Consider the following 19959-nt stretch of genomic DNA (forward strand, 5'->3'; position numbering starts at 1 on the left):
TCGAAACATTAATCTTGTCCAGGACTCCCGATATCTGCGATTTTATTTCGATCTCCTTCATCGGAAAAACATTGCCGGATATGTTTATTTCCTCTTTGATCTCGCGATATTGTGGTTGTGTAGTTTCGTAAATTGCCTTTGTACCTCTTAGCGAAGAACGAAAAGCAACAAATGCCAGTGTGGCGGAAAAGATGCAAATTAATATAATCTTAAATGTCTTCATTATCCTATATTTTCGTTTCTAATGGCGTCAATGGGTTGTATAACAGATGCTTTCATAGCCGGAAATGCTCCGGCAATGACACCGGACAAAATCAAGATAACCAAAGCGAGAACAGCTACATTTATATCTATTTCTGCATGCTTTATCATTGTCGCGTGACGGGCGCTTTCGAGCAACCAATTTATAATCTCAAGAATAGCTGCACCTGATATCAATCCGATGATACCGGAGATTACAGTTATGATGACAGATTCCGTCAGCATTAACACAAGAATGGATTTAGGAGTTGCTCCTACAGCCTTACGGATGCCTATTTCGCTACTCCTTTCTTTGATCACGACAAACATGATGTTGCTTACTCCAACAATACCACTTATCAGAAAACAAATTCCTACGATCCAGATAAACATTTTCAATCCATCAAAGAGTCCCTCAAAAGCAGATGTTTGTGTCTCAAAATTGATTATCTGTAAGGCTTGCTTATCAGAATAAGCAAATTGGTATTTATTAGCGATGAAGGCTCTCAGCTCATTCTCAAATCGCTTGGAATCAACTTCTTTGTTCAGATATAAACAGAAAGCGCGCAATGGAGTCTTATTGTCAATACAGTTTATGTAACTTGAGAAGGGCACATATACCGAATTGATTTCCGAAGCGCTGAAAATATCATCATTCTTTAGTACGCCTATCACCTTAAAATCAATACCGGCAATGTTGATCGACTTACCCAACGCTTTTTGATTATTAAATAAGGTCGTACTGACATTTTCGCCGATAATGGTAACATTACGGGTATTCTCGTCATCTCCTTTATTAAAATATCGTCCATCTTCGTTGATTTTAAGTATCTTAATTCCCATATAGTTTTCATTGATTCCTATAATCTTAAAAAGTCCGCTTTTAGCTTTATTCATCACTTGCGAATAAGGTCCTGTTATTTCAGGCGAAATAGCTTTTATCCCCGGGAACTGTTTCTTTATGCGGTTAAGAAAATGCAAATCGAAATGCAATTGTTCCCCTTCTCTGATATTCTTATACTTCACCCAGAATCCTCATCATTCCATACCATGACGGATTCACCATAAGTTACTAACGTGGTCACATAGCGGTGTGTGGTATTGATATTGTGCTGGGTTTGAAAAATAGCGATTGATTCATTCTCTATTTTCTGTACACGACTACGCTCGTGCAGAACAATAGCGACCATGCTGCCAATGATCGCCATTAAAAGAAAGTATCCTATAAATATTTTATGCTGCAAAAGTATTTTCATTGGCTTGATATTTTACAATCCAAATATTGCTTTCGTACAATATCTACATGCGGCAGAATCACGAAAAATATCCGAGATGAATAACACTAATAATAATTTCAAATTTTTCTATTTATTGCAGTTACATTCCTCCTCCCAACACATGATAAAGTTTGATTACACTTTGTATGCGTTCAAAACGAGTTTGTAGCTGTTGCACTTCCGCTTCGAGAAGAGACTGTTGGGCGGTCAACACTTCCAGATAGGTGGCATTGGAATGACGCATAAGCGATTCTGTCTTTCGCACAGCATCGCATAATGTTTCAACCTGTCGAGCATTGATTTCAATTTGCGATTTTGCCGTCTGCCATGCAGTCAGAGCATCGTTCACTTCTTTTCCAGCGTTCAGCAATGATTGCCGGAACAACAGTTTGGCTTCTTCCTGACGGCTTTTGGCTATCTTCAAGTTGGCGATGTTTGTGCCCCGGTTGAATAAGGGCTGTGTCAGGGAACCGATGGCATTGAGCAACCATTGTCCGGGATTTACGATTACGCCACCGCCGTTATTAGTCCATCCAAGAGTCCCCGAGAGGGTAATATTGGGATAGAAGGCGGCACGAGCCGCATTGGTGGCGTAGAACGCCTGCGCCAGTTCCATTTCAGCCTGACGCACGTCGGGACGGTTGGAAAGCAGTTGCAAAGGGACTCCAATCGAGACAGTATCGGGGAAAGCAGCCTCGGCCAGATTACTTCGTCCAATCGAGTGTGACGGCATGGCAAGTATCGCAGACAGGGCATTTTCTGTTTCGGAAATACTCTTGCGTATGGATAACAGGGATGCTTCGAGTCGCATCACGTTCGCCTTTGCCTGCAATACGCCGGCTTCGTTTGATTTCCCCACTTTTTTCAACGCTTCAAGAGTACGTACGGTAGTCCGCCAGTTCTCCAAAGTCCGGTTACTTATTGCCATTTGTGCGTCAAGCATGGCAAGGGTGTAGTAACTGTCTGCAATAGTGGCGACAAGCTGTGTCTGTACGGCCTGCCGGTAGGCACGGCTTCCTTGTAATGCGGCGGCTGCGCCACGCTTTGCCGCCGTAAGTTTGCCGAAGATGTCCAGTTCCCAGCTTGCCGACGCTCCCACATTATATGTCTTTGCCGTTGCTCCGTCATGTTTATTGGCATTACCTTCGGCAGTCAGTCCCAGTGATGGAAGATATGATAGTCTGGCAGTCATCAGGACGGCTTCTGCCGCTTCCACGCGTAACCGTGCCACATTGAGGTCTGCGTTCCGTTCAAGTCCGGTTTCAATCAAGGACTGGAGTTTCGGGTCGGTAAACATTTCCCGCCACGACAGGGACGCGATGGTCATTGTATCAATGTCCGCCGGCATGTCCCGATACAGATTCTCCGTTGAGAGGTCAGGGCGATGATACCGGCTGTATGTGCCACAGCCGGCAAGCATCCATCCCGACAATATGATATATATTACTGTCTTCTTCATTTAATTATGCTTAACACGTTCTTGGATATATTGGAATACAATAAACAATGACGGCACAAGGAACAACAGAGCCAAAGTACCTACAATCATTCCACCGATTACACCTGTGGCAAGCGAACGGCTGCCGTTGGCACCCACTCCGTGCGCCATCATCAGCGGGACAAGACCGAACACCATGGACAACACAGTCATCAATATGGGGCGCAGGCGGACTTTTGCCGCACTGTATGCCGCCTGTGCCAGCGTCATGCCTTCCGACCGCCGTTTACCGGCGTATTCGGTAAGCAGGATCGCTGTCTTGGCAAGCAGGCCTATAATCATGATAAGTCCGGTCTGCATGTAGATGTTGTTCTCCAGACCGAAGAGCCACGCAAACAGGAAACTGCCCATCAGTCCGCAAGGCACCGACAACAGAACCGCGAAGGGTATGAACACGCTCTCATACAAGGCGCACAGAATCAGATAGACCAGAACCATGCAGAGCAGGAATATAAGCGTGGCATTGTTGGTCGTCTTGCTTTCCTCACGCGAAATGCCGCCAAACTCGTATGTGTAATTTGACGGAAGCACTTCACGTGCCGTCTCGCCGATGGCTTCGAGCACCTGCCCCGAACTGTAGCCCTGAGCCGGAGACCCGCTAATCGAGATGGCGTTGAACAGGTTGAAACGGGTGAGGTCTGACGGGCCGTTGGTCTTGGTCAGGCGCACGAACCGGCTCAAAGGCGACATGCCGCCATCGGTGGCACGCACATACATGTGGTGCAGGGATTCCGCATTCACACGATATTCCGCCGGAGCCTGCATGGTCACATGGTAGAGCTTGGAGAACCGGTTGAAGTCGGAAACATATTGTCCGGTATAATAGCCCGACAATGTGGAAAGCACATCTGCGGGCGACACACCCGACTGTTCGCATTTGGCGGCATCGATATCCACCCAGTATTGCGGATAATCCGTGGCAAAGGAGGAATAGACTTCGCCGATTTCGGGTCGCTGCGACAAGGCTTCGACAAACTTGTCTGCCTCTTCCTTGAAGGCGGCGATGTTTCCGCCCGCCTTGTCCTGCAAATAAAGCTCGAAACCGTTTCCCATGCCGTACCCGGCAATCATCGGAGGCGACATGGCGAACACCGTGGCATCGGGAATATCCGAAGTGGCGGCATAAATCTTTCCGATGACATCATTGACCGACTGCCCCTCTCCCTTACGCTGCTCCCAGTCTTTGAGTGTCACGAAATACATCGCCTGCGAGGGACCGGAACCGCTGAAAGAGAAACCGGCGACCGCACCGCTGTATTCAATCTCGCCGATGCTGTCGAGACGGCTGTTGATACGCTCCATCACCTTACTTGTCTGAGCCATGGATGTGCCGGGCTTCGTGTTCATGCTCACCATGACCGTCCCGGTGTCCTCTTCGGGAATAAGTCCCGTCTTTGTGACATTGACCAGCAGCACCAGCAACCCGAAAGAAATGCCTATGATGCTCCACAACAGCCATCGGCGATGGATAATGAACATCACTCCACGTACATAGCGTCGGCTCAGACGGTCGAAGACGGCATTGAACGCTTTACGGAAACGGGCTGCAAAATTGTTCTTGGTGTTGCCCTGCTCATCGATATAGGGTTTCAGCAGCAGCGCGCAAAGTGCCGGTGAGAGTGTGAAGGCATTGACTGCCGAGATTCCCACGGCAACAGCCATCGTGATACCGAACTGCGTGTAGAACGCTCCCGAAGTCCCGCCCATCATGGCAACGGGGAAAAACACTGCCATAAAGATGATGGTAGAGGTCAGGATAGCCGACGAAACGCCTTTCATGGCATCATCAGCCGCGAGAACCGCAGACTGATAGCCCTCGTCGAACTTCGCCTGCACCGCTTCCACCACCACAATGGCATCATCGACCACAGTTCCGATGGCAAGCACAAGCGCGAACAGGGTGAGCAGGTTGACGGAGAAGCCGATCATGGACATCACGGCGAACGTACCGATAATGGAGACGAAAATGGATATCGTAGGAATAAGCGTGGACTTAATATCTTGCAAAAATACATATACCACCACGATAACCAGAAGTATCGCTTCAATAAGTGTCCGGATAACAGAATTGATGGAAGCATACAGGAACTTGTTGGTATCGGTAAGCACCACGAATTCCGTCCCTTCGGGCAAGTCCCGGCTGAGGTCGTCAAGCACTTCGTGAATCTCCTTGATGGTGCTTGAAGCATTGGACCCGGCTTTCTGGTTGATGAGCATCATGGCTGCCGGATGCCCGTTCACTTCGGAGGAATATTTGTAGTATTCATCGCCCAGTTCCACATCGGCAACCTCCTTCAGCCGAAGCACATTGCCGCCCGGCAGTGACTTGATGACCAACTCACCGAACTCTTCCGCGCCGGACAAGCGTCCGCGGTATTTCATCGTGTATTCATTGGCGGTAGGATGATTGGCACCGAAGGAGCCGGTGGCGGCCTCGATGTTCTGTCGTGCGAGTACGGTGGATATGTCATCGGGGATAAGCCCGTATTGCGCCATCTTGTCGGGACGCAGCCAAAGTCGCATGCTGTAGTTGGAACCGAACATCTGTGCCTTTCCCACGCCGCTGATACGTTTCAGCCTCGGCTCGACATTGATTTTCACGTAATTGTTCAGGAAGGTCTGGTCGAAGCGGTCATCGGGCGAATAGAGCGCGAAAGTCATCAGTTCGGCATTCTGCTGCTTTTCAGTGGTGACACCGGTCTTGGTGGCTTCCGCCGGAAGCTGGCTCAGCGCGCCGTTCACGCGGTTCTGCACGTTTACCGCCGCCATGTCCGCGTTGGTTCCCTGCTTGAAATAGATTTCGATGGAAGCATCGCCCGTATTCGATGCCGTGGAAGTCATATAGGTCATGTCTTCCACGCCGTTGATGGCTTCTTCCAGAGGGGTTATCACTGCCTTCTGCACAGTTTCAGCGTTTGCTCCAGGATAAGTTGCGGATACGTTGATGGTCGGAGGTGCGATGTCGGGGTATTGTTCCACCGGCAAGGAAAACATGGAAATCATGCCCAACAGTACAATCACCACCGAGATAACGCCCGAAAACACCGGGCGGTCTATAAAAAATCGCAGGTTCATTTCGTTTCGTTTTTAGGGGTTATGCTCATGCCTTCTCTCACCAGTCCCACGCCTTCGGCGACAATGGTGTCACCGACCGAAAGACCTTCTTTTACGATAAACCGGTTGCCGTCGTTCAGGCGGTCCACCGTGAGATAGGCGGCTTCCGCCTGTCCGTTTTTCAGACGGTAAGCGATAATCTTGTCCTGCAGTTCCACGGTGGCGGTCATGGGAATGGTTACGGCCTCCGTTTTCGGGTTTTGAAGGATGACATTGCCGATGCTGCCACTCAACAGTTCGCGGTCGGGATTGGGGAACAGGGCTTTGATTTGTACCGTTCCGGTAACAGGATCCACCACGCCGCTTACGGTTTCAATACGTCCTTTCGCCTTGTACAGGCTGCCGTCGTTGAGTTGCAGGCCCACTTCCGGCATCCCGGCTATCATGCTGTCAATCGAGCCATAGCGAGCCAAATATCGCCGTAGCATATTCTCCGAAATGGAGAAATAGGCATACATCTCCGCATTGTCGGACACGACCGTGAAAGGCTGTGCCATATTGGGACCGACAAGCGCACCGATGCGATAGGGCAATGTGCCTACTACTCCGTTGCTCGGGCTTTTGATTTCCGTATAGGAGAGATTGTTGCGTGCATCCGATTCTTGTGCCTTTGCCTGTTCGAGTTCAGCACACGCCACTGCCAGTTGGTTCCGGGCGAGAGAAAGCTCGTAGTCGGATATGACCTTCTCGTCAAACAATGCCTGCTTGCCCCGCAGCTCGATTCTTGCCGTTTCCACTTTTGCCTGTGCCGCGCTGACATTGGCCTGCGCCGTGCGTAATGCCGCCCGATAGGGCACTTGGTCAATTACAGCCAATACTTGACCGGTCTTCACCCGTTCACCCTCTTTCACTTTCAGACGGATAATGCGCCCGGATATTTGCGGCAGGATGTCCACATCCTGCCGTCCGCGTATGGCGGCGGAATAGGACTCGGAGATTTCCACCGGACTTGCCGCGACCTTTATGACCCGATAACTCTGCACCGCATCCTGCTTGCCGTCCGCCTGCCTGCATCCGGTCGGCAGGAACAGCATGAGAGCAAATGCGGCGAAATTCGTGATAATGAATTGCTTGTTCATATTTTCTTCTTGTTTTGTATTAATTCATAAATTGATTTTTGGAACATGAATAAAAGTTTATCTTTTTCGTTCATGCGGATATTATCAGAATAACCGTCTTTTGTTATTTGATACCCACATGGCTTAACCATAAAAATGCCTAAGCCCTTAGTGTACGAACTTACTTCTGAGGCATAGTCTTTACTTGTATTTAATGGAACTTTCCCTTTAATATGACACCACTCATTATTACAACTGATGTCTTCAATCTCAGACATCAGTTTTTGCAAATCTGTAATAGCTTTGGAACTCGCTACTTGGGGTATCTGCAACTCAAAACAGAGCATCGGTTCGAGAATGTCCACACCTGACTGTTGCAAAGCCAGCCTGAAGACATAAGGGGTCAGCTGTCTGAAATCAGCAGGTGTACTTACCGGGCTATAATACTCGGCTTGAGTAAAAGTTACTTTCAGATCTGTCACTTCCCATCCATGTAAACCAGATTGGCAAGACATACGAATCCCTTCAAAAACGGCATTTTGAAAAGAATGGTTCAGATAACCATAGGAGATGTCACTTTCGATTTGCAACCCTGCCCCTAACGGTAAGGGTTCAAGAGTCAGCCCTATTGTGGCCCAGTAAGGGTTGGGTGGTACTTCGATCTGAATAATCTTATTGACCTTTTTTATAGGTCGTTCTTTGTAGATAGTCTTGATCTCATCAAAATGGACCTTTACGGAAAATCGTTCTTCCAGCAATGTCTGTATGATTTCCTTTTGGGTCAAACCATATAACGAGATTTCCAATTCATCACTATATGAGTTTATGGAAAAGGACAAAGACGGGTCTTCAATCCACAATGTATTCAGAGCGGATATCACCTTGCTTCTCTCTTCGGGCCTGTCTGGCCGGACGGAGGATTTGAGAGCGGGATGCTGATGCGATAATCCTTGAATCAAACAAGGTTCAGCACCTAAATAATTTCCGATTCGAAAATCATCCATATCCTCTACAATCGCGATATCATTGGCGCCCACTTCATCAACATTTATCTCTCTGCCCTGATTGATAGTTTTTAGATTTTTAATCTTGATGAATTTTTCCGAATCGTTGATTCTTACAACGTCTCGAAGTCTCAGACTTCCGTCAATTATTTTTAGAAAACTTCTTTTATGTCCTTTGGGGTCATGCTCTATCTTATAAAGATAAGATGAAAGTCTGTTTGAGACCGATGCCGGAGGAAGTATAAAAGAAGTGATGGCGTCCAACAACTCATTGATACCGATATTGAACATTGCTGATCCATGTAGCACCGGATAGACTTTGGCTTTTGCCACAAGATCGATTATCGTATTCCAATAATCAGCCGGTGAAATTTCGCTATCCGCCAAATATCGTTCTAATATATTGTCGTCATGGTTGCATACAAATTCTTTGTATTCTTCCTTTATATATGTTTGGGAGCAAATCGGATAAACCAATCCATCGACAACAGTTTGCATAAACAGGACATCTTGAGACAGATTTGTTTTTATATCCAGATACAAACGCTCTAAATTCACACCGTCACGGTCAATTTTATTGATAAATATAATTGTCGGGATTTGCAGTTTTTGTAAAGTATTGAACAGCAACTTTGTTTGCGCTTGTATGCCTTCCTTTGCGGATAAGATGAGGACTGCTCCATCAAGCATTTTGAATGTCCGCTCCACTTCCGCAATAAAATCCATGTGTCCCGGAGTGTCAATGATATTGCATTTCACTCCATTCCAGATAATAGATGTCGTAGAAGCCCGAACAGTAATTCCTCTACGTTTCTCTATATCCATAGAGTCTGTTATGGTGTCACCATTATCCACACGGCCGCACTTTTCCGTTGCTCCACTGGCAAACAGCAGATTCTCGGTTACGGAAGTTTTTCCTGCATCAATGTGAGCAAGAATTCCTAAATTTATAATATTCATTTGGATTAAGCAATAATATACTACAATAGATGCATTGTCGAAACGCACCTTTTAATACCTCCTCGTAGCATGTGAGAACTACAGGATTACTAACTCGTATTAATATGTATATTATTACTGCCGCATAACGATTGCAAAATTACACAAAAAAAATATATCTAACAAAAGTGGGAGGATTTTTTAACTTTTTTTACCATAGACATTTTATTAGGGAAGCGTAGGTTCAACTGGCAAGTACAAATAAGTAGAAATGTTTGAACAACACCGTTTTAGGAAGTTGAAAAATCAAGTTTCTCTCTCGGTATAGCGTTTATTTTGGCCAATATCTTCTTTAGTTTAGCATTTGTGTATTTCCCATTCGTGTTCTATTTAGCTCCTTATTATGAGTATGTAGCAAGTTACTTATCAAATTCAGCCTCTTTGAGGGTCAAATATGGTTTTGCAAATGGTGACTGACAAGACATAAACAAGGTCAGCAGGATTTTTTACATAAATGGACATGAATGTATATAACCTAAAATAAGAATAAATTTTAATAAGGGCTGCCCAAAAAGAAAAAAAATGCAGTTGCCATCCTACAGATACTTGCAGAAAGGATAAAATTTACTTTTAGACCTTTTGGGATAGCCCTTATTAATACTTCAGATAAAATTCCTAAGGTTATATTTTCAATCCTTTGGACCGGGTTTCCTCCTTGGCATACAGCCCCGGATGCCCAGTTATGGTGTGATTGGCGATAATACTTTCCGATGGATTGCGTATTTGCGGTGATGTATCTTCGGGATATTGCCTGATACCGTTTCGCACACCTTTCGCTTCCGGTTTGACCTGTTGCCCTTCATGCTCCTTTTCGGTGATTTCGGGTGTAGGCGGCGCAAGTTCCAGCTGTATCTTGCGGTCAAGGGCGGCAAGTTCGGACTTCAACTGTTTCAGTTCTTCCTCCTTCTTCCACACCTTGCCTGCTATCTCCTGCAACTGCGGTATCTCACGTTCCAAGACCTCATTCTTCGCTTTATACTGGTCGATGATGGAGGGGATTCTCTCAATCGCGTTGAGGAAGTTGCGGGCGGCGGCCAACGGGTCAGCCAGCGCCAGATGCCCGTTGTTGTAGGTGTACTTGTAGTTCCCCTCGACCACGAAGCGGTTGTCGGTAAACTCCAATCCCTCTTTGAGTATCCTTTCGCTGACCACCTTTATCGGGAAACCGTAAAACTCTCCAACCTGCGTGTACAACCCTCCGGTCGTGGCATTCTTGGCTATCTCCTGCAAACGCTTTCCGATGACTTTCTCATCGGCGGAATCCACTCCGTCCACCTTTATTATATTAAGGTGATTGCCCTCCTTGTCGGTCTGCACCACAGAGAGGAAGCGGTTCCAGTCCTCCGTCATGGCATCTATGAAAGCTGTGTTGTTGCCCAGCTCGCGGGTCTTCGATTCCAGCTTGAACTCCGAATCACGCTTGCCCTTGTTGAACGACTTGCGTTCCCCTTCGAGCGAGGCGATACGTTTTTCCAGTTTCGCCTTGTCCAGCAGGTCGGTGTTGCCGGATAGCAACGCCATATATTCCGAGAAGTTCATGCCCGATTTCTCGTCCATTGCCCCCTCGTCGATGGTACGCGCTTCCATAGCACCGCTTTTGAGCTGGCTTATGAAAGTCTGCTTGCAGTGCAGGAGGTTGAACTTGTAGCTGTCCAGTGACTTCTCCACCGCGTAGATGATTACATCCACGTTGTTCCCGGCGAAATGTTTGGCAATCTCATTACCTGCCCTAACTCCGCGTCCGTCACGCTGTTGCAAGTCGGACGGTCGCCACGGCGTATCGAGATGATGGATAGCCACACACCGTTTCTGGGCGTTCACACCCGTTCCGAGCATAGAGGTAGAGCCGAACAGCACACGCACCGTCCCGGCGTTCATGGCGTCTATCACCGCCTTCCGCGCCTTGTCGGTCTTGCACTCCTGAATGAAGCGCACCTCGCTTGGCGGTATACCGTAGTCCTCCGTCAGTTTGCGCTTGATTTCCGAATAGACGTTCCACCCGTCGCCCGGCTGGTATGTCCCCAAATCAGAGAAAACGAACTGCGTGCCTTTCTGGGCGTCGTATTTTTGATAATACTCCGCGATCATCTTGGCACAGTGACTCGCTTTGTTGTCGGGATGATCTTCGTAATTCGGGTCTATCATGCGCATGTCGAGTGCCATTTTCCGGGCATAGTCCGTGGCGATGAGCATCTTCGCCTTTTCTTCCGTTTCCGAAAGCGGCAGCCTGCCCAACAAGGTGGCATCGCCCGTCTTGGCGAACTGCATCAGTTTCTGTATGAAGTCCTCCTGTTCCGGCGTGGGCGGTATATGGTGCAGTATCTCGTTCTTGGCAGGACGGTCAACGCCCACATCCTCCGCCGTGCGGTAGTCCGTGATTTCATTATAGAAGGCGGCAAGCTCCGGCACTTTGATGAAGTAGCGGAAACGCTCCTTCTGGACCACATTGTTCGTCACGTTAAATTCAAAATCCGTCGTCTTCTTGGCAAATATCGCCGCCCAAGCGTCGAAACACCTTATGTCCTGCCGTTCCAGCTCCTTCGGGCGCAGGTACTTGAACAGCAGGTACAATTCAGTCAGTGAGTTGCTGATAGTCGTGCCGGAGAGGAAGGTCGCACCCAAGTCTTTTCCTGTGCGCTCCTGTATGGTGCGTATGGCAAAGAGCATGTTAAGTGCCTTCTGGCTTCCCTCGCTGTTTCCCAATCCCGCCACACGGTCGTGGCGCGTGTTGAAAGTCAGATTCTTGAACTGGTGGCTCTCATCTATGAAGATGTGGTCGATGCCCATCTGCTTGAAATCCACCACGTCGTCCGTGCGTGACTTTATGGCGTGTTCCACCTTCTCCAGCTTCGCTTCAAGGTTGTGCTTGCGCTTCTCCAATCCTTTCAGCATCGCCCGCGACACGTTCTTTCCCTGCTGCCGTAGCACTTCGAGGTTTTCCTCCACCGTGTCAAGCTCTGCTTGCAGGATGCGCTGCTGCAATTCCGGCGACTGCGGTATCTTGCCGAACTGGTCGTGCGACATGATGACGCAATCGTAGTCGTTGTTCTTTATATTATTGAAGAAGCGCACACGGTTGGCGGTCGAAAAGTCCTTCTCCGAAGCGTACAGAATACGTGCGTTGGGATATGCCGCCTGATAGGTGGCTGCAATCTCCGCAACGTTGGCTTTCAGCCCGATAATCATCGGCTTGTGTGCCAAATTCAGACGCTTCATCTCATGCGCGGCGATGCACATTATCAGCGTCTTACCGGTTCCCACCTCGTGGTCGCAAATTCCGCCGCCGTTCTGTTTCAACATCCAGACGCAATCCATCTGTGAGGGATAGACGCTCTTGATACCCCGGCTTGCCAGCCCTTTCAGGTTGAGGTCGGGAAAGGTCTGATGGGAGCCGTCGTAGCGCGGGCGCACGAAACAGTTGAACTTGCGGTTATACATCGTCACAAGCCGCTCCTTGAACTGCGGCGACTGCTCTTCGAGCCATTCGGAGAAGCCGTTTCGTATCTCGTCAATCTTGGCGTTGGCGAGTTGTATTCCCTCGCTGTCGCGCATCTTGATGTCGTTGCCATGCTCGTCCTTGCCGATGGACTTCATCATGTCAGGGCAGGTGTTGTGCAGGGCGTGTTTTAGGAGGTGCATACCGTCATAGTTCCGGTAATACCCCTTCACCAGAAACTCGTCCGTGATTTTCATGGTGCGGTAGCCGCACACCACCGAAAACTCGTCCATGCTTGCGGAATAGGCGATTTTCACCTCCGTGTCGAACAGCCGGCTCATGTAGGCGGCATAGACACCCGTCGGAATCCAGCGTTCCCCGAAATTGAAGTCCAGATCCTCGAAGGCGATGCGCTGCGGCTCGGCATCTTTCAGAGCCTCCAACGCCTGCTTCACCTCCGGCATACGCTCATTTTCGGGATTGTCACCCATCCATGCCTCTATGCGTTCCGCTTTCTCTATGACATTTCCGGCGATGAAACGGTCTTTGATTTCGTAACCGGTCACGAGCGGATTGTAGTAGATGCGCCCTTGCAGGGCAGTGAGCAAATCCTCCGCCGTGCTGTCGGTTATCTCCCGCATATAGTCGAGATTGACCGTACCATATTTGTTGAGCGACGCAGACAGGGCTTCTTCGGGAGAGCCTACGTTGGCATGGCTCTCCACCGCGAAGGAAACAGGATGCTCGAAGATGTCCGCCTTGACGAACTTTCCGTTTTCCATCCGTTCCAGCGAAAGGATGTCGCGCCCGCCCGCATCCATCATCACTAACTTCACGTTCTGCTTGGCGTTGAGGTTGCCGTAGCGCATGACAAACTCATCGTAACAGGTATTCAGATGCTCTCGCCACGGAACATTTGCCTCGCGCCGGAGCGATTCATAACGGTACAGACGCTCGTAGGCGTCACGCAGCGACACATACAACAACGCCTTTTCCTTCTGGTATCCTTTCAGGTCGAGCGGCTGGAATGTCGCCCCGTATGGCGTGATGTCTTTCAGGTAGCCGATGTTATGACGCCCCCGGTCAGCCACCAGCGACCCTTCGCGCAGGTGCATCTCCGGCGTGCGGTGGTAGGCACGCGGAGAAAGGTCCACGACTTCCTCCTTCGGCTTTTCCGCTTCGATGTCGGGGAAAAGGAAAGTCCCCACCGCTTCCGATGGGGTATCTGTAACGGCAGGTGCGGCGACTGCCTCCGGCTGTGTTTCCTCCTGTCGTGGCTGCTCACGGGAAGTTTCCGGCACGGCTTTCACTTCCGTCTTTTCCGCCACTTGTTTCTCGTTATGCTGCCTTGCCAGTTCCCGAAGTTCTTTCCTACGCTCCGGCGTCAAACCCATCATCATTTCATAGAAACCGTTGATGGGAGGATTGGTATCCCAGTCCAGTGTGGCATAGATGTCGTCCGGGTCGGCAGGCTTGGCGGTGTTCTCCGCTTTCACCTCCTTATTCTCCATTGCGGGTTTTGCAGTTGGAGCTGTCGGTGTAACCGTGACTTTCGGTTTGGGCGGAGTGGACTTTGCCGTAACTGCCTTTTTCACCGTCTTTTTCTTTTTGGAGGTTTTCGGTTGGCTGACCTCTTCCGTCATCCCCCAGAGGTCAAGCAGGGTGAGCTGCACGCCTGCGGAATATTGCGGGCGCGGTTCTATCTCCGGCTTTTCATCTGCGGGTTGCGGCTTTTCTGTCGGAGTTTCCACCGTCTGCGCCGAGGATACTGTTTCCAATTTTATGGCAGGACGCTCTACTTTATTTTGAACGGCAACTTTTTCTTCCGTTCCTGCCTGCCGGATTGAACCCGAATACAAGCGCATGGCAAGCCTGTAATGGAAATCCTCGTCGAGCATACGGCGCAAATCCCCGGCGATGCCTGCTGCCTTGCCCTCGTGCAGATAAACCATAGCGGGCTTCCCGTAGGGGTCTGTGTCAAGTTTCGCCATCGTATGCACGATGCGTTCCGGGTGGTGGATGAAATAGGCGTTGTCGGTCAGGGCGGTTTTCGTGTCCGTCTGTATCACGGTCATCAGCCGCTCGTCCTGCGACATTTCCTTCTTGCTGAGGTTCTTTTGCAGGACAATCAGGTCACTGCCCACCTCCGTGCCCGCGTTGTCCGTGAACAGGTTGTTGGGCAGGCGTATCGCGGATACCAGATTGGCCTGACTGAACAGCTCGTTACGCACGGAGGTCTTGGTGCTATTCAATACCCCTTGCGAGGTGATGAACGCCACGATACCGCCGTCACGCACGGCATCCAGTCCTTTGAGAAAGAAATAGTTGTGGATGGTTTTCTGGGCGGAGCGTCTGCCGAAAGAGTCGCTCCGCTGAAACTCCGCGTCGAACACGGCAATGTCACCGAACGGAATGTTGGACACCGCCAAGTCGAAATAATTGTTGAACGGTCTTTCGATTTTCTCAAAACCGCAGGTGCGCATTTTCTGGTCGGGATAGAGATGCCTCAAGATTGTACCCGTGAGCAGATCCTTCTCGAAAGCCATCACATCCGCATTGGGGCTGTGCCGCAGCATGGAATCCACGAACACGCCGACACCTGCCGACGGTTCGAGCATACGGGCGGGGCGGACGCTGTAATCTGCCAGCACGTCCGCGATGGTGTCGGTTATCTCTTTGGGGGTGTAGAAAGCGGTCAGCACGGACGCTTTCAGCGAATCCACAAACCGCTTGTACTCTGTTTCGTCCTTGCTGTTCTCACGGATAAGCCTGTGCAGCTCCACCGTCGGGGCGAACAGTTCGAGGTCGGATTTCGCCCACCGGACGGCATCCGTCAGTTCCTTTGCAGGGTTGAGGATACATTTCAGACCGCCGAAACCGCAGTACCTTTGAAGTATGGCACGCTCTTCGGTTGTCGCTGTCCTATTTTCCCTGTCAAGGATGAATGCCGTCCGTATCGCCTCGATGTTGTCCCGCAGTTTCTGTTTGCGGTTAAACGCCATATTCGTCTAAGTAAAGGACGGTTGCTCCCGTCAGCTCCGTGTAGAGCAGGTCGTAATCGGAAGACAGGGCGAAATTGTCATCCGAGAGGTCATAGACGGAGAACACGTTGCCGACAAGCGGCAGCAGTTTCAGGACAAAGGCTTCACGCTTCTCTTCCGGCACTTCATCGGCAAACTCGTTTTCCACGACTTCGCGGAGGATGGCGTAACGGGAATAATGCAGCCCGCGCAGCAGCGTGTCCATCGCCAGTTCCTGCGCACCATCGGCGGGATAGCCTTCAAGCCGTGCCCTCTCATACGTTTCGGCGGCACGGTCGGCCCGTTCCCGTATGAAAGCGGTGTCGTCAGCCTGTTCAAACTTGTTCGTGCGGAGATAGTCCAGCAGGTACAGACCGTAATAGGAAAAGTCGGTCTGACCCTCGTTTTTCTTCTTGTTGTTCATTACTTTGGATTTAGCGGATTGATAATTAACGGGATAATCGGTTGGAAAAAGGAAGAAAAAGGCACTCGGTATCCCTCCGAGTGCCACCACTAAATCCAAAGTATGAGTGTAATCCGGTATCGAAGAACAATTCATTACTCTGAACAAGTGGCAAAGTTAATACTATTTCTTCCGTCCTGAAAATTTCTTGTCCTTTTTAGCCTCCGGGAACACAAAAGTCGTGTTATATTCCCCGTCAAAGGCGACAACAGCATCGAAACTCTTGCCCTGTTTGCTCTTGAACCCTTTGAGCAGCTTGGTATGCCCTTCGGTGAGCAGGTCTTTGATTTCATCGTCGGACAGGGTGCGTCCCGCTTTCAGCCGGAACACGGGCAGTCCGCACTCCGTGTTGTCGCAGCGTACCACCTTGCCGTAGAACCGCATCCTGCCCGTGCCACACTTGGGACACGCGCAGCCGGAGTCACGGCTGCCGAAGAGCTTGTCGCACGAGATCAGTTCGGAGGTTATCTCACGTGTGTACGCCTCTATCTCCTTGCGGAAGGTGTCGTCGGACAGTTCCCCGCGCTCGATACGCGCCAGCTCCTTTTCCCATTCGCCCGTCATGGCAACATCGGCGATGCGCATCGTCTTGACGACGGAATTGAGGGCAAGTCCTTTTTCGGTGGGAACAAGCGACTTCTTGCAGCGTTCCATGTAACCGCGCTTGAAAAGCGTTTCGATGATGGAGGCGCGTGTGGCGGGAGTACCGATGCCACAGTCCTTCATCGCCTGCCGCAGTGCGTCGTCCTCAATTTCCTTGCCCGCCGTTTCCATTGCCGAGAGCAGGGTGGCTTCGGTATGCAGCGGCTTGGGTTTGGTCTTTCCTTCGGTAATGGACGAGCCTTTCGGTGTCAGCGTGTCGCCTTCCTGCCAGCCGGGGATGGTAATTTCCTCTTTTTCCTCGCCATAGACGGCACGCCATCCGGTTTGCTTCACGACGCTGCCTTTTACGGTAAACTCCACTCCGGCACATTCCGCCGTGACAGTGGTCACATCCTTGACGCATTTCTCAGAGAATGCCTCGACCATGCGCCCGGCAATCATCTGATAGATGGTATTGTCCTCTTTGGAGAGGAAGAGCGGTTTCTCACCCGTGACGAGCAGGGCATGGTGGTCTGTCACCTTGCCGTCGTCCACGCTGCGGCGTGTCGGGGCGGCTTTTGCCCGCACCTTGTCTTTCCATTCGGGCTGTGTGCCGATGAAAGCGAGCAGTTTGGGAATTTCGGCAAACACGTCTTCGGGGATGTAGCGGCTTCCCGTTCTCGGATAGGTTATCAACTTCTTTTCGTAGAGTTTCTGCGCGATTTCAAGCGTCTGTTCCGCCGTGAAGCCGTGCTTGGCGTTGGCTTCTTTCTGGAGCGTGGTCAGGTCGTAGAGCAAGGGAGTTTCCTCCGTCTTCTCCTTGCGCTCGGCTTTCGTGACAGTGGCGCAACCTGCCGCCTTTACCTTATTATATAGTTCCATCGCCGGTTCTTTCTCTTTCCATTTCTCGGAGGATGAGAATTTCACGACTTCGCCGTCGCAACCGTCCGTTGCGATATGGAGCTGCCAGAATGCTTCGGACGTAAAGCGGCGGTTCTCCCAGTAGCGTTCACATACCATAGCCAACGTTGGTGTCTGCACCCGCCCCACGGAATACGTGCCGTGTCCGGCGGCGATGGATAACGCCTGTGTGCCGTTGATGCCCACGAGCCAGTCGGATTCGCTCCGCGCTTTGGCGGCGAGGTAGAGGTTGTCGTATTTGCTGCCGTCTTCGAGTTTCCGCAGTCCCTCGCGGATAGCTTTGTCGGTGAGAGAGCTGATCCACAGGCGCACGAAAGGAGTGGTGCAACCCGTATAGTGGTAGAGGTAGCGGAAGATAAGCTCTCCCTCGCGTCCGGCATCGGTCGCCACGATGATATGTTCGCTTGTGTCGAACAGTCTTTTGATGACTTTTATCTGCGACACCACGCCGCTGTCGGGCTTGTAACCTTTCTCCGTCCTGACCTGACGGGGGACGAGCGTGAATGTGTCGGGAATAATCGGGAGGTTGTCACGGACAAATCCGCGCACGCCGTAGCCGTCGGGCATGGCAAGCTGAACGAGGTGTCCGAATGCCCATGTCACGGCATAACCGCCTCCCTCGAAATATCCTTCCTCTCTCTTTGTCGCGCCCACGATGCGGGCGATTTCACGTGCCACGGAGGGCTTTTCTGCAATGATTGTCTTCATGTCTTCTTCTTTTTTGTTGATACTTTGGATTTTATTTTGGATTCAGTGGCGGACACGGGATTACATTTTCATGCCCTTGCCCGTTTTCTTCTGCGGCTTCTCCTGCTGCTGTTGCTGGCGGGCGTCCTTCGGGTTGGTCTGACCTTTCTGCAACGGCTCTCTCAGATTCTTTGTAGCCTCGTTGGTCTTGCCATCGTTGTTCACCGCCACCTGCGTGCGGCTCTCGTTGGACGGAGCAACCTGCTGTGCATTGTCAGGGTTCGTGTCGTAGCGGTACGGGCGTCCCTTCTCCGGGTTGAACTTGATATACATCGTGGCATGGAAGCCCTGCTTGTCGGTCACGTTCTCCAGCTTCACGGCTTTACCCGCCACATAGTCGGCTTTCTGCTGGTCGGTGAAGCTCACGCCGCTCCATTTGCTGATGGGGCGGATGCTGCCGTCCTCGTTCGTCCACGTGTTGCGGCGTTGCTCCTTCTTGGTCTGTGCGGCATTTTCCCCGCCCTGCGCCTGACTTTTCGATGTGTCGCCTTTGGTTTCCTGTGTCTGTGCGGTACGGGGCGACTTGCCGGTTCCCGGCACGAACTCCACGCCGCGCTGCTCCACGTTCACTTGCAGGGTGGTGACGAACTTTCTGCCGTCGTTGCGCTCGATGAGCTTGTCGCGTACGGGCAGTCCGGCGCGGAGCATGTCCCGCTCCTGCGTGGTGATTTCCGTCTTGCCGATGCGCTCCGGGATGCGCACCCTGCTTGCCGGAATGTCCGTGATTTCATTCGTCTTGCGGTCGATGCTGATGTAGGAGGGGATGATCTCGCCCGTTTCCCTGTCCACAATGTCCACGACCCTACCGAGATTGCCCGTTTCGCGGAGGTTCTTCCGGTCATTGTCGGAGAATTTGTGTTCCTTGTACTCATCCAGCTTCTGCTCCTTGCGGATGAAGTGCGGCACGAGGCTGATGTTTCCCTCACCGTCCTTCTTGAAGGAGAGGCGGGCGTCCAGCTCGAATGATTCGCCGCCGAAGGTCGGTTTGACCTTTACCAAGTCGGACTTGCCATAGTTGAGCATCTTCGTAAGGTCGCCGGACTTTTCAAGGTTGTCCCGCTTTACGCCCCATCTGTCCTCCAGCTCCTGCCAGTTGATTTTACTCTCGTCGATGGGCTGGTAGCCACGTTTGCCCTGCATCTGTTCGGATTTGTCCTGTTGCTGTTCTTTCCGTTGTTCCATGTTCTCCTGTTTTTGAGGTTCTTGTTTCTCTGTCTGTTGTGCTGCCATCTCTTCCTGCACCTTCTTCTCATAGTCGGAGGTGTCCACCTTGTGAGGGGCGAGCAGCTCCTTGTTCGCTTCGGGGTCTTTCAGCAGTTGCTTCATCACCTCTAAGAGATTTTCAGCTTGGTCTGCCGCAATGCGGTAGAAACCGAAGCGGCTGGGTTCCTTGCACTGCCGGAAGAAGTTCTTGAAGAAGTTGTCCAGCACGTCGCCATGTCGGTCGAATTGCAGGAAACTCTGCGCGTTCTCCGCTTTTGCGGGGGTGCGCTTGGGTGTGCCGTCCGCGTTCAGCCCGGCTACCACGCTGATCTCGCCTGTCTTCTCGTCACGGACTACCAGCACGTCCTTTTCGTCTTTTTTCTTTGCCATCTGAAAA

9 protein-coding genes and 1 pseudogene are annotated in these 19959 nt (G+C 50.8%); all 10 read right to left on the reverse strand.

Features of this window, described 5'->3' with window-relative positions:
* Window positions 1-222: 222 nt before the first annotated feature.
* The gene (locus DEM91_RS00670) at window positions 223-1266 is read right to left on the reverse strand and encodes an ABC transporter permease (RefSeq protein ID WP_005809236.1); all 1044 of its coding nucleotides are present in this window, start codon (window positions 1264-1266) and stop codon (window positions 223-225) included.
* Window positions 1267-1268: 2 nt separating this feature from the next.
* Window positions 1269-1496: pseudogene (locus DEM91_RS00675) on the reverse strand (hypothetical protein); the annotation flags it as partial.
* A gap of 121 nt (window positions 1497-1617) precedes the next feature.
* Window positions 1618-2976 carry an efflux transporter outer membrane subunit gene (locus DEM91_RS00680; RefSeq protein ID WP_117682398.1) on the reverse strand — a complete coding sequence of 453 codons (1359 nt, stop codon included), beginning with the start codon at window positions 2974-2976 and terminating at the stop codon, window positions 1618-1620.
* Window positions 2977-6090 carry an efflux RND transporter permease subunit gene (locus DEM91_RS00685; RefSeq protein ID WP_249857467.1) on the reverse strand — a complete coding sequence of 1038 codons (3114 nt, stop codon included), beginning with the start codon at window positions 6088-6090 and terminating at the stop codon, window positions 2977-2979.
* Window positions 6087-7208: an efflux RND transporter periplasmic adaptor subunit gene (locus DEM91_RS00690; RefSeq protein WP_005816213.1), complete on the reverse strand. Its 1122-nt coding sequence runs from the start codon at window positions 7206-7208 to the stop codon at window positions 6087-6089. Before DEM91_RS00690 ends, DEM91_RS00685 begins: the two co-directional genes overlap by 4 nt.
* Window positions 7205-9151 carry a tetracycline resistance ribosomal protection protein Tet(Q) gene (tet(Q), locus tag DEM91_RS00695; protein WP_008148693.1) on the reverse strand — a complete coding sequence of 649 codons (1947 nt, stop codon included), beginning with the start codon at window positions 9149-9151 and terminating at the stop codon, window positions 7205-7207. Before tet(Q) ends, DEM91_RS00690 begins: the two co-directional genes overlap by 4 nt.
* A gap of 660 nt (window positions 9152-9811) precedes the next feature.
* Window positions 9812-15628, reverse strand: coding sequence for an N-6 DNA methylase (locus DEM91_RS00700; RefSeq protein WP_122246772.1), 5817 nt, complete (start codon window positions 15626-15628; stop codon window positions 9812-9814).
* Entirely contained in the window at window positions 15618-16070 is a 453-nt protein-coding gene (locus DEM91_RS00705) for a DUF1896 domain-containing protein (RefSeq protein ID WP_004304266.1), read from the reverse strand. The genes DEM91_RS00700 and DEM91_RS00705 overlap by 11 nt, the downstream gene beginning before the upstream one ends.
* Before the next feature lie 162 nt (window positions 16071-16232).
* Complete coding sequence (gene topB / locus DEM91_RS00710; protein WP_004291456.1) at window positions 16233-18320, reverse strand: type IA DNA topoisomerase; 2088 nt, start codon at window positions 18318-18320, stop codon at window positions 16233-16235.
* 60 nt (window positions 18321-18380) lie between these two features.
* The gene (locus DEM91_RS00715) at window positions 18381-19952 is read right to left on the reverse strand and encodes a DUF3945 domain-containing protein (protein ID WP_004291455.1); all 1572 of its coding nucleotides are present in this window, start codon (window positions 19950-19952) and stop codon (window positions 18381-18383) included.
* Between the last annotated feature and the right edge of the window lie 7 nt (window positions 19953-19959).

Source organism: Prevotella sp. TCVGH (assembly GCF_023522295.1).
GTDB lineage: Bacteria > Bacteroidota > Bacteroidia > Bacteroidales > Bacteroidaceae > Prevotella > Prevotella timonensis.